The following is a 13,030-nucleotide window of genomic DNA, read 5'->3' as shown; positions in this document are numbered from 1 at the left end:
TCAGGCGGCGCGATGAATGCCGGCTTGTGATGCCGACATCAATTTGTGGATTGCTCGCAGCACGTCCGACGGCGCGGCGAAGTGCTGGCCGTCGAGGTCATGCACGTGAAACTTCACGGCGATGAACCTCAGCTGGTCCTTGTCTGGAACGACGATGCCGACCGGAACGCCGGCATACTCGATCACCTGTTTGGCCATTGCGATCATCCGTAAAATGGGTCCTCTTGCGACGCATATTCGGCGGGGGCATGTTTATAGTCTATTAATTTAATAGACCATATAAGCGGTAAACGGAGATGACTGTTCCGATCGATTCCAAATAACTCCTATGATCGGAGAAAATAATTCTAGAACTGCGGCTTTTTTGACCGCTCCCGGGGCTGAGCCGACAGGGCCTCCGTGTCCGGAAAAGACTTCGCTAACGCGTATCGCCACCCTCGCTCGCCCGGCACAGCGGGATTCGAACGACTGGGACGAGCACTGCCAAAAAAGCATGCTGCAAATTTTTGAAATGACTTCAACGCCGGACTCGGCCGGGTCGTGTCAAAAGGCGTGTTCAGGCCCGCGTTCCAGCGCCACTCAAGGCATCTGGAGCGGCGGATGCAAGAATGCAGGCATGGGCGTCTCACCGGGCCTAGTGGAGAGATAAAGCCGTGCGGTGTCCAACGCTTCGCGAATAGTCACGTCCATGTCGAGATAGCGGTAGGTCCCGAGGCGGCCGACGAAGGTGACGGAAGCCTCCTGTAAGGCGCGCCTGACATATTGGCCAAGCTGCTCCTTTTCCTTTATCAGGCGGATCGGATAGTAGGGGATGTCGTCCGGACCGCAGGCCCTGGAAAATTCGCGATAACAGACCGAGCCGGCATGATCTTCCCATGGGGAAAAATGCTTGTGTTCCGTCACCCGCGTATGGGGCACGGCGACATCCCCATAATTCATGACCGCGCAGCCCTGGTAGTCGCCCTCATAGGTAAAGCGCTCGAAATCCAGCGTGCGATATCCCAGACGGCCATATTCGTATTCGAAATAGCCGTCGAGCGGACCGGAATAGAATATGTGGTCAAAGCTCTTGCGCAGACCGCTATCGAAGCGCGTTTCCAGATGGACTGTTATATTTGTGTGATCGAGAATTCGCCCGATCATCTCGGTATAGCCGTGCTCCGGCATGCCCTGGTATTTGTGGAAGAAATAATTGTCGTCGTAGTTGAAACGGACTGGAAGCCGTTTCAGGATGGACGCCGGAAGCTCGGCCGGCGAACATCCCCATTGCTTCTGCGTATATCCCTTGAAGAAGGCATCATACAGGTCCTTGCCGACGAAGCGCAGCGCCTGATCCTCGAAGGTCTTCGGATCGCTTATGCTTTTGTCCGAGCAGCTGTCGATGAAAGCGCGCGCCTCGTCAGGCCTGAACACCTTGCCAAAAAACTGATTGATCGTGTGAAGGTTGATGGGCAGGGAATAGACCTGCCCGGAACTGGTCGTCTTGACCCGGTTCTTATAGGGCAGGAAATTCTGAAAGACATTCACATAGTCCCAGACGTCCTTGTCATCGGTGTGAAAAATGTGCGGCCCGTAGACATGAACCATGACGCCGGTCGCCGCGTCGCGCTCCGTGTGGCAATTGCCGGCAATATGGTTTCGCGTTTCGAAGACGTCGACCTCGTGACCTGCCTTGGCCAGTTCACGCCCGATGACTGCACCTGAAAGGCCCGCGCCGACGACGGCAATTTTTTCAATCCGCGGCATTGCCGATCAGCTCTTCCCGGTGGCGCTTATTGTCGAGGCGGTGAACCCTTCCGTCGCCAGGCGGCTGTCGTAGGGGAAAGGCGCATAATCGTGCCATTCGGCCAGCTTGTTGCGGTAAGCCTGCCTGTAAGCCCGATCGTCCGAAAACGCGATATTGTCCTGAACGAGTTCCATCCCGATGTCGTAATAAATGTCGAGGTTGCGCAAGTCCGGCACAGGTGTTTCACCGCCTTCGGATTCTGCTTGCATTTGCCAGAAAAGCGCCTCGAGGCGGGCGGCAAGAGCTGGAATGTCGCGCAACGTGCAGCTCTCCCGTTTTGCCTGCAAGGATTCCCTGATCGTTCTCAGGCTCTTGGGGTCGTTTGCAAAGCCAATGGCTCTTTCGATGTAGCTCTGCGGCCCCGAGCAGATCAGTTCCGGGACGCCGGCGGCGGCAACGATGCTATGGCAGAAACGCGCGGCAAAGCTCTTGCCGGGGAATGTCAGGATAGGCAGTCCCATGGTGAGCGCGTCGGCTGCGGTGGAATGCGCTCCATAGGGAAATGTGTCGAGGAACAGGTCGGCGAGCGCGATGCGGGCGAGATGCTTCGCATTCGGCGCCTTGGGCGCGAAAATGAGCCGTTCCGGCGCGACACCGGCTTTCTCCGCTGCCTGGCGCAGGCGTTGATCCACATCGTCGTTTCCAGCGAGCAGCCAGAGCACGCTGCCGGTCGTCGCAAGAAGAATTTTCATCCAGTCGGCAAAGGTTTCCTGCGTGATTTTCTGCATGCCGTTGAAGCAGGCAAAAACGAAGGCGTCTTCCGGCAGTCCGGCTTCTGCTCGCGACGGCCTTTCGGCGATCACCCTCTTGCGATCGATCGGCTGGTTGCAGGCAATCCTGAGCACCTTTTCCGAATAATAGATCTCGTTCTCGGGCGGGATGATGTGTTCGTCGGCGATGATGTAGTGATGGAACGGGCTGGCCATGGTGCCGGGATAACCGCAAAAGTTGACCACCACAGGCGCTGGCCGGTAGGCAAAGATTTTCGTTCGTGCATGCTTGGTGTAGCCGTTGACATCGACAAGAATGTCGATGTCGTCGTCGGCGATCTGCCTTGCAGCGTCGGCATCGCTCAGCGCGGCAATATCGCGCCAACAATCAACGGCAGCTTTCATGCGTGCCTGGGTCGCATCCCCTGCAACCGGCTCGCCGCAATAATAGGCGTAGATTTCGAGGCTCTTCTTGTCATGCAGCTCCAGCACCTCTCTAAGCGCAAAACCGACCGCGTGGTCGCGCAGATCCGAGGAGACATAGCCGACGCGAAGGCGCTGGCCGGTTCCCGTCTTCTGCTTGGGCACCTTGCGTGAGAAGCCGCTGGTATCCGGACGTCCGACGAAGGCCTTGTTGTAGCGGTAGGCTTTGGCGAGCTGGAATAATGGATCATCGGAAAAGCAGGCGAGCGCCAGCGGCGACATGGAATCGAGCAGGTGACGCATGGAGACATGGTCCGATGGCACCAGCGTCGGCCACTTGCACTGGCGCTGGCGGAGCGCGCTCCAATGTTGCCCGGCTTCCGTCTTGTCGGGCCGCAGTTCCATTGCCTGCCACAATGCCGTTTCCGCGTCTTCCAGGAGACCCGCGTTTTCCATGACGCGCCCGATGTGCTGAAGCGCCAGCAGGCGATGCAGCAGCCCGTCGGCTGTGCTCTCCGCAGTCATCTCCACGAAACTCTGCCATTGCAGAATGGCCTGCGTGGCAACGCCGCTGTCTTCCAACGCCCGTCCAAGATTGATGTGCGCCGGTCCAAAGCGCGGATTAAGTTTCAAGCAGGCGCGCAATGCGTGGATCGAGCCTGCCACGTCGCCCAACTGCCGCAGGGCGACCGAATAATTGAAATAGACGAGATGCAGGAAAGGATGAGTCTCGTTGAAGGCGATCCAGACCTTGTAGACCTCTGCCGCCTCGAGTCTTTGCCCGACGGCGCTGCGACTTTCGGCGAACTGAAACAAGTCCGTGAAAGAAAGGATCCCAGCCAGTGACGGAACGGGAATTGGCGCTGATGCATCATTGGTGACCATGGACATCCCACGAATTGACGGCCGGCATTGCTACCATTTGCGAAAGGCTAACGATAGCTAAAGGCGATAGCTTGCTCTAAACATGTCGGGCAGACACCTCTTGAAATCAGCGTGGGACTGCGACCCCTGCGATGGCCGAAATCCTTGCGCTGCTCGCTCGCGCTCCCGCCGTGCGATCAGGCATTCAGATAAACCGAAATGACTGCCGCTATCTGGTCCGAACTCAGATTGCCCATCTGGGTTTCCATGAGAGCATTCAGTTGCTCGCTCGACAGGCTCACAATATCGTCCGTGGACAATCCAGCCACACCGGTCGAGCTGAACGATGCGATATCGGCGGTCGAGAAGGTTGCCAGCTCCTCGGTGGTCAGTGCCGCGACTTGGGCCGACGTCAGGCCGGTGACCTGGCTTGAGGTCAAAGCCTCCGCCTGTTCTGTCGTCAAGGCGGCGATGGCTCTGGTGGTCAGTCCCGAAATCGCACTTGAACCCAAGGCGATGATGTCGTCGGTGGAGAAGAGAGCGAGGTCGTCCGTGTCCAGTGCGGCGAGCTGCACTGCATTCAGGGCACTGATCTGCGCCGTCGACAAGGCCGCGATTTGATCGGTGCTCATGGCCGCCACCTGCTTGTAACCCAGCGAGGCGACCTGGCTTTTTGTCAAAGCGGCGACCTGCTCGCTGGAAAGCGTGGCGACAACGGCTGTGGACAATCCCGATATGGCGCTCGAGCTGATCGCCACCAGTTCTTTTGTCGAGAAGCTTTCCAGATCCTCGGTGGTCAGGCCTGCGACGCCAGCCGAGCTCAATGCTGCAATCTGGGTGGTGGAAAGCGCTTCAACCTGTTCGATACTGAGGGCTGCGACCTGAACGCTGCTCAGACCGGCAATGCTTGCCGTGCCCAGGCCGGCAATTTGAGCCGTGGAGAGAGTGGCGATAAAGTCGGTAGACAATCCCTGTATGGCAGCCGAGCTGATCGCTGCGATATCGGCTGTTGAGAAGGTTGCCAGGTCGTCGGTGGCGAGGCCCGCGATGCCGGCCGAACTCAACCCGGCAATCTGTGTGGTGGAAAGCACCTCAACCTGCTCGATGCTCAAAGCACCGACCTGCGCGCTGCTCAGACCGGCGACGCTGGCTGCGCTCAGAGCCGCGATCTGCGCGGTCGACAAGGCCGCGAGATCATCGGTCGTCAAGACGGCAACCTGTGTGGAACCAAGCGCGCCGACCTGAGCGGTGGTCAGGGCCTCCAGCTGATCGGTGCTCAAGGCCTCGATCTGTGCGGTGGAAAGGCCCGCAATGCCAGCCGTGCCCAGGGCCGCGATCTGACCCGTCGATAAGGCTGCGATGGTGGCCGTGCTCAAACCGGATATGGCAGTCGAGCTGATCGCCGCGATATCGGCGGTCGAGAAGGTCTCGAGATCGTCCGTTCCGAGTGCCGCAATCTGGGCTGAGCTCAGCACGGCAACCTGGCTCGTCGTCAAAGCCTTGGCCTGATCGGTGCTCAATGCGGCAATCTGCGTGGTCGCCAGGCCGGCGATGCCAGCCGTGCTCAGGGCCGCGATCTGGGCAGTCGACAGAGCCGCGATAACGGCCGTGGACAATCCCGATAGTGCGCTCGAACCGATCGCTGCGATATCGGCGGTCGAGAACGCCTCGAGATCGTCCGTTCCGAGCGCCGCGGTCTGCTTGGAGCTGAGAGCCCCGACCTGGGTCGTCGTCAAGGCCTCAACCTGACCTGTGCTGAGTGCTGCAATCTGCGCGCTGCTAAGACCTGTGATGCCGGCGGCACTCAGAGCCGCAATCTGCGCGGTCGACAGTCCCGCGATATCATCGGTACTCAAGGCAACAACCTGCTTGGAACCAAGCGCGCCGACCTGAGCGGTCGTCAGGGCCTCAAGCTGGCCAGTGCTCAAGGCAACGATCTGCGCGGTGGAAAGGCCCGCAATGCCAGCCGTGCCCAGGGCCGCGATCTGGCCCGTCGAAAAGGCTGCTATCGTGTCTGCGGTCAATCCCGATATTGCGCTCGAACTGATCGCTGCGATATCGGCGGTCGAGAAGGTCTCCAGATCGTCCGTTCCGAGCGCCGCGATCTGGGTCGAGCTCAAGACTGCGACTTGCAGTGTCGTCAGGGCACTGGCCTGATCGGTACTCAATGCGGCAATCTGCGCGGCGCTCAGACCTGCGATGCCGGCCGTGCTGAGTGCCGCGATCTGCGCGGTCGTCAGTCCCGCGATATCAGCGGTCGCCAAGACAGCAACTTGCTTGGAACCAAGCGCGCCGACCTGAGCTGTGGTCAGGGCCTCCAGCTGATCGGTGCTCAAGGCCTCGATCTGCGCGGTGGAAAGGCCCGCAATGCCAGCCGTACCCAGAGCCGCGATCTGGTCCGTCGAAAAGGCTGCGATCGTGTCCGCGCTCAATCCCGAAATGGCACTCGAACTGATCGCCGCGATATCGGCAGTCGAGAAGGTCTCGAGATCGTCCGTTCCGAGCGCCGCAATCTGGGTCGAGCTCAGCACCGCAACCTGGGGCGTCGTCAGAGCCTCGGCCTGGTCCGTGCTCAATGCGGCAATCTGCGTGGTCGTCAGGCCGGCGATGCCGGTCGTGCTCAGCGCCGCAATCTGGGCGGTTGACAGGGCCGCGATATCATCCGTGCTCAGGGCGACAAGCTGCTTGGAGCTGAGAGCCCCGACCTGTGTCGTCGTCAGGGCCCCAACCTGACCTGTGTTGAGCGCAGCGATCTGCGTGGTGGTCAGACCCGCAATACCGGACGTGCTGAGCGCGGCAACTTGCGTGCTGGAAAGGGAAGCGACCGCAGCGGTGCTCAGGGCGGCGATCTGCGTCGAGTTGAGCACAGCAACCTGCTTGGTCAGCAAGTCGTCGATTTGCCCGGCGTCCAAGGCCGCGATCTGTTTGGTGGAAAGGCCGGCAATCCCGGCCGTGCTCAGGGCAGCGATCTGAGCACTGGACAGCGCGGCGATAACCGTCGTGGACAATCCGGTGATCGCACTCGAACCGATCGCCGCCATATCCTTGGTTGAGAAAGTCGCTATATCGTCCGTATCCAGGGCCGCAAGCTGCGTCGCACTCAGCGCCCCGACCTGGATCGTCGTCAATGCCTCGGCCTGTGCGGTGCTCAGGGCGGCGATCTGTTTGGTGGAAAGCTGTGCGATGCCGGATGTGCTCAGGGCCGCGATCTGATCTGTCGAGAGGACGGCTATGACAGCGGTGGGCAATCCCGCTATGGCGCTCGCACTGAAGGCGGCGATATGCTTGGTCGAGAACGTGGCTATGTCGTCGGCATCCAGCACAGCAAGCTGTGTCGAACTGAGGGCGCCGATCTGAGCGGTGGTCAAAGCGTCAAGCTGTGCTGTGCTCAAAGCGACGATCTGTTTGGTGGAAAGGCCCGCAATGCCTGACGTGCTCAGGGCCGCGACCTGATCCGTCGAGAGGGCCGCGATAACGGCGGTGGACAATCCCGATATGATACCCGAACTGATGGCCGCGATATCCTTGGTGGAGAACGTGGCTATGTCGTCCGGACTCAAAGCAGCGATTTGCTTGGAATTGAGAGCGCCGACCTGCGTGGTCGTCAAGGCCTCGGCCTGGGCGGTGCTCAGCGCCGCAATCTGTGTGGTGGAAAGGCCTGCGATGCCTGATGTGCTCAGGGCTGCGATCTGCTCAGTGGAGAGGGCGGCGAGAAGATCCGTACTCAAGGTGGCGACTTGCGTCGAACTCAGCGCTGCAATCTGCCTGGTGAGCAAGGCGTCGATCTGACCGGAATTCAGCGCATTGATCTGTTCGGTGGTCAGACCCGCAATGCCTGACGTGCTCAGGGCCGCGATTTGATCCGCCGAGAGGGCAGCCATAGCGGTCGTGGACAAGCCTGATACGGCGCTCGAGCCGATCGCCGCGATGTCCTTGGTCGAGAAAGCGGCCAGATCATCCGTCTGCAGGGCGGCTATCTGATTTGAGCTCAGCATGGCGACCTGCGTCGTCGTCAGGGCCTCCGCCTGTACAGTGGAAAGGGCGGCGATCTGCTCGGTGGTCAGACCCGCAATGCCGGATGCGCTCAGAGCGGCGACCTGCGCAGTGGAAAGGGCGGCGATGACATCGGTGCTCAAAACAGCCACCTGCGCTGAGCTGAGCACCCCAACCCGCGCGGTGGTCAAGGCGGCAACCTGCGACGTGCCGAGGGCGGCGATCTGGCTGGTGGTCAGCCCGGCGATCGCGGACGCGCTCAATACGGCGATCTGATCCGTCGAAAGCGCCGCTATGACAGCCGTGCTCAAGCCCGACATGCCTTTACTCGCGATCGCCGCGATATCGGCGGTCGAGAAAGTGGCGACGTCACTGGGTTCCAGAGCACCTACCTGGGTCGAGCTCAGCGCGGCGACCTGGGCCGTCGTCAATGCCTCTGCCTGCGCCGTGCTCAAGGCCTCGACCTGATCGGCGGTCAGACCCGCAATGCCGGATGTGCTCAGGGCGGCAATCTGTGCGGTGGAAAGGGAAGCGACGACATCCGTGCCTAAAGTAGCGACTTGCGTTGAACTCAGCGCCGCAACCTGCTTGGTGAGCAGGGAATCGATTTGACCGGTGCTCAGTGCGTCGATCTGTTTGGCGGTCAGGCCTGTGACGCTGGCCGTGCTCAGTGCGGCGATCTGATCCGTGGAGAGGGCTGCCATGACGGCCGTGCTCAAGCCCGATATGGCTTTGCTGCCGAGCGCCGCAATATCGGCGGTCGAGAAAGCGGCGATATCGTTCGTATCCAGGGCCGCAAGCTGGGTCGAGCTCAACATTGCGACCTGCGTCGTCGTCAATGCCGCTGCCTGGGCCGTGCTCAGGGTGTCGATCTGTTCGGTGGTCAGACCCGCAATGCCGGCCGCGCTCAGGGCAGCGATCTGCGCAGTGGAAAGGGAAGCAACGGCGTCCTTGTCGAGAGCCGCCACTTGCGCCGAACTCAGCACCGCAACCCGCGCGGTCGTCAAGGCGGCAATTTGCGCCGGCTTCAGGGACGCGATCTGGCTGCTCGAAAGACCTGCAACCCCTGCTGCGCTCAGGGCAGCGATCTGATCCGTCGAGAGGGCTGCCGTGACGGCCGTGCTCAAGCCCGATATGGCTTTGCTGCCGATCGCCGCAATATCGGCGGTCGAGAAGGTCGCGATATCATCCGTCCCCAAGGCGGAATACTGTGTTGAACTCAGCGCTGCAGCCTGGGTCGTCGTCAATGCTTCCGCCTGCGTCGTGCTCAGGGCGGAGATCTGTTCGGTGGTCAAACCCGCCGTACCGGCGGCGCTGAGGGCCGCAACCTGCGCAGTGGAAAGGGATGCGACGACATTCGCCCCCAGGGCCGCGACTTGCGTTGAACTCAGCACCGCAACGCGAGCGGTGCTCAAGGCGGCAACCTGGCTGGTGTTCAGGGCTGCGATCTGGCTGGTCGTCAGGCCAGTAACCGCGCTCGCGCTGAGGGCCGCAACCTGTGCGGTGGAAAGCTCTGCGATCTGTTCTGCGCTCAAGCCCGATATGGCTTTACTGCTGATCGTCGCGATATCGGCGGTCGAGAAGGTGGCTATGTCATCCGTCCCAAGAGCGCCGAGCTGGGTTGAGCTGAGGACCGCGACCTGGGTCGTCGTCAGCGCGCCAGCCTGGCTGGTGCTCAAGGCGGCGATCTGGCTGGTCGTCAGGGCAACGACGGCGCTCGTGCTCAAGGCGGCGATCTGATCGGTCGAGAGTGCGGCAATGCCGTCTGGGCTCAAGCCGGCCATGGCTTTGCTGGTGATCGCCGCCATATCGGCGGTCGAGAATGTGGCCAAGTCGTCCGTTCCGAGCGCCGCAATCTGGGCGGAGCTCAGCACTTTCACCTGTGAGGCGGACAGTGCCTCGGCCTGCGCCGTGCTCAAGGCGGCGATCTGGTCGGAGGTCAGTCCCGTGACACCGGATGTGCTGAGGGCGGCAACCTGCGCGGTAGAAAGCACCGTGATGTCTTTGGTGTTCACGACCGCGATTTGCGACGCCTTGAGGGCGCCAACTTGTTCCGTCGTCAAGGCGGCAATCTGCGATGTGCCGAGCGCTGCGATCTGACTGGTCGTCAGGGCAACGACGGCGCTCGTGCCCAGAGCAGCGATCCGATCCGTCGAAAGCGCGGCAATGCCGGCCGTGCTCAAGCCGGTTACCGCTTTACTGGTGATCGCCGCCATATCTGCAGTCGAGAATGTGGCCAAGTCGTCCGTTCCGAGCGCCGCGATCTGGGCGGCGCTGAGTGCCTTCACCTGTGAGGTGGTCAGTGCCTCGGCCTGCGCCGTGCTCAGGGCGACGATCTGATCGGAGGTGAGACCCGTGATGCCTGATGTGCTGAGGGCGGCAAGCTGCGTGGTGGAAAGCGCCGCGATGTCGGCCGTGTCCAGGACCGCGATTTGCGATGCCTTGAGGGCGCCAAGCTGGGTCGTCGTCAAGGCGGCGACCTGCGATGGGCTCAAGGCGGCGATCTGACCGGTCGTCAGGGCAACGACAGCGCTCGTGTTCAGAGCAACAAGCTGTTCCGTCGAGAGGGCCTCGACCTGACTGGTCGCCAGACCCGCGATCGCGCTCGTGCTAAGGGCGGCGACCTGCGCGGTGGAAAGCGCCGCGACAAGGCCCGTGCTCAAGCCGGTCACCGCCTTGCCGGTAATTGCCGCGATATCGGCGGTCGAGAAGGTGGCTATGTCGTCCGTTCCGAGCGCCGCGATCTGGGTTGAGCTCAGCGCCTTCACCTGTGCGGCAGACAGGACCTCGGTCTGTGTCGTACTCAAGGCGACGATCTGGTCGGAGGTCAGCCCGGTGATGCCTGATGTGCTGAGGGCGGCAACCTGCGCGGTGGACAGGGATGCGACGATAGCCGGACCTAAAGCCGCAATCTGCCTGGAGCTCAAAACCGCGGCCTGGCTCGCCGTCAATGCTCCAGCCTGCGCCGTGCTCAAGGCGGCGATCTGCTCGCTCGTCAAGCCCGCAATGCCGGCCTTGCTCAGCGCCTCGATCTGGTCCGTCGAGAGAGAGGCGATCACGGCCGTGCTCAGGCCCGGCATGGCTTGATTGGTGATCGCCGCCATATCGGCGGTCGAGAAAGTGGCTATGTCGTCCGTTCCCAGGGCCGCGATCTGGGTCGAGCTCAAGGCTGCGACCTGGATCGTCGTCAATGCCTCGGCCTGTGCCGTGCTCAGGGCGGCGATCTGGCCGGACGTCAGACCCGCAATGCCTGATGTGCCGAGGGCGGCAACCTGCGCGGTGGAAAGCACCGTGATGTCGTTCGTGTCCATCACCGCGATTTGCAACGCCTTGAGGGCGCCGACCTGGGTCGTCGTCAAGACGGCAATCTGCGCCGTGCTGAGGGCGACGATCTGGCTGGTCGACAGCTCGGCGATCGCAGCCTTGCTAAGGGTGGCAACCTGCGCGGTGGAAAGCACCGTGATGTCGTTCGTGTCCAGGACCGCGATTTGCGATGCCTTGAGGGCGCCGACCTGGGTCGTCGTCAAGGCGGCAATCTGCGCGGTGCTGAGGGCGACGATCTGGCTGGTCGTCAGACCAGCGATCGCGCTCGTGCTCAGGGCCGCCACCTGTTCGGTGGAAAGGGCGGCGACAAGGCCCGTGCTCAAGCCCAATATGGCTTGACTGGTGATCGCCGCCATATCGGCGGTCGAGAAGGTAGCCAAGTCGTCCGTCCCCAGGGCCGAAATCTGGGTTGAGCTCAGCGCCTTTACCTGCGTGGCCGACAGTGCCTCGGCCTGTGCCGTGCTCAGGGCGGCGATCTGGTTGGTCGTCAAGCTCGCAACCGCACCTGTGCTGAGAGCAACAAGCTGGGCGGTGGAAAGCACCACAATGTCTTTCGTGCCCATGGCCGCGATTTGCGATGCCTTGAGGGCGCCGACCTGGGCCGTCGTCAAGGCGGCGATCTGCGATGTGCTCAGCGCCGCGATCTGGCTGGTGGTGAGCCCCGCGATCGTGCTCGCGCTCAAGGCAGAGATCTGATCCGTCGAGAGGGTTGCGATAGCGGCCGTGGACAGACCCGATATGGCTTTGCTGGTGATCGCCGCGAGATCGGTGGTCGAGAAAGTCGCCACATCCGCGGCGCTTAAAGCGGCGAGCTGCAACGAACTGAGAGCACCCACCTGAGATGAGGTCAGGGCCTGTGCCTGATCTGTCGTCAATGCGCCAATCTGCGCGGTCGTGATTGCCGCAATTTGAAGCGAGCTCAGGCTTTCGATGTCAGTGCTGTTCAAGACAGCCAGTTGATCCACGGTCAAACCGACAATGGCACTTTGTGAAATGGCACTTAATTGCTGCGAGCTGAGAACATCGACATCTTCCGTGTCCAAAGCAGCGATTTGAGACGACGAAAGGGCGCTGATCTGCTTGGTGGTAAGCGAGGCCACATCTTCCGTCGTCCAGGCTGCAACCGTGGACGTTGCAAGAGACCTGATCTGACTGCTGGTAAGGGAGGAAACAATCGACGTCATATGTAAAAACTCTTGCGTTAGCCAATACAATAAAGTTCAGCGTTTCGAAGCCTGCACCGCCTGTTTGGCCGGGCTCTGAAAAGAACCAACGCTCTGAAAATTCACTGCCCAGCAAAGAGGAGTGTAATCAGATTGGCTTGCGCGAACCTGTAGTTGTCAAACTGATCGGTACCGGAATTGTGCGGTGAGCCGCCGCTCGATCCCGTCCAAGGGCCTGATTTGCAGGTCGATGTCACGCGTCGGTTCGAGAAGGACGTTGGGGAGAGGCGTTGGCAAACAGCTGACGGCTATGCGACGGCTCGCATAAAGAGCTTGATGCAGTTTCGATCGAGATGGCACCCCCACCTCATCGAAACCCGGGCGGAGTGACATTCCAACTTTGCACAAACAGGGACACTTCAACTCTAACTTCTAGTCTAAATACAACAGGAGCCTAGGCGCCTGCTGGCAGGGAGACAGCCGCGCTCAAAGACGTCCTGTTCGGGATTGTTAAGCTGTGCCGGGTCGGATCGGGCCGATGTAAAGAAGCTCTGCTCCGAGGATAAAGCTGCCGTGGATTGCCAGCCCTTAGCGCCTCATTGGCAAGATCAGGCCCCAACCGAGTTTCCTGAGGCGGTCCGAACGGTTCGAAACCCAGTTTTTTGTAGACGGCAATCGCTCGTTCGTTGCCAGGATGAGGATCGGTTGCGATCACGGCGCCTTCTCATCAAAGAGAGCCTGCATTCTCGCGCCGATAAATGCTGATC

The 13,030-nt window shown here is 61.0% G+C and carries 4 protein-coding genes; all 4 read right to left on the bottom strand.

Annotated features, from left to right (window positions below):
• The 4 genes from FHT75_RS17720 to FHT75_RS17705 all read right to left on the bottom strand — a co-directional run bounded on the left by FHT75_RS17720 (position 1) and on the right by FHT75_RS17705 (position 12,284).
• The gene (locus tag FHT75_RS17720; RefSeq protein WP_097595561.1) at positions 1 to 198 is read right to left on the bottom strand and encodes a hypothetical protein; all 198 of its coding nucleotides are present in this window, start codon (positions 196 to 198) and stop codon (positions 1 to 3) included.
• 381 nt (positions 199 to 579) lie between these two features.
• Complete coding sequence (locus FHT75_RS17715) at positions 580 to 1,746, bottom strand: UDP-galactopyranose mutase (protein ID WP_063475909.1); 1,167 nt, start codon at positions 1,744 to 1,746, stop codon at positions 580 to 582.
• Positions 1,747 to 1,752: 6 nt separating this feature from the next.
• Positions 1,753 to 3,810: a glycosyl transferase gene (locus FHT75_RS17710; RefSeq protein WP_409527370.1), complete on the bottom strand. Its 2,058-nt coding sequence runs from the start codon at positions 3,808 to 3,810 to the stop codon at positions 1,753 to 1,755.
• A 170-nt stretch (positions 3,811 to 3,980) separates the two neighbouring features.
• Positions 3,981 to 12,284 carry a hypothetical protein gene (locus FHT75_RS17705; protein WP_246712941.1) on the bottom strand — a complete coding sequence of 2,768 codons (8,304 nt, stop codon included), beginning with the start codon at positions 12,282 to 12,284 and terminating at the stop codon, positions 3,981 to 3,983.
• Positions 12,285 to 13,030 lie beyond the last annotated feature (746 nt).

The organism is Rhizobium sp. BK112, from assembly GCF_014193215.1.
Lineage (GTDB): Bacteria > Pseudomonadota > Alphaproteobacteria > Rhizobiales > Rhizobiaceae > Rhizobium > Rhizobium anhuiense.
The sequence above is the reverse complement of the archived record's forward strand: the minus strand, read 5'-3'. Positions and strand labels throughout refer to the sequence as shown.

Coding starts and splice junctions, on each gene's coding strand:
- FHT75_RS17720 (WP_097595561.1), bottom strand. CDS start 198: ATGGCCAAACAGGTGATCGAGTATGCCGGCGTTCCGGTCGGCATCGTC.
- FHT75_RS17715 (WP_063475909.1), bottom strand. CDS start 1,746: ATGCCGCGGATTGAAAAAATTGCCGTCGTCGGCGCGGGCCTTTCAGGT.
- FHT75_RS17710 (WP_409527370.1), bottom strand. CDS start 3,810: ATGTCCATGGTCACCAATGATGCATCAGCGCCAATTCCCGTTCCGTCA.
- FHT75_RS17705 (WP_246712941.1), bottom strand. CDS start 12,284: ATGACGTCGATTGTTTCCTCCCTTACCAGCAGTCAGATCAGGTCTCTT.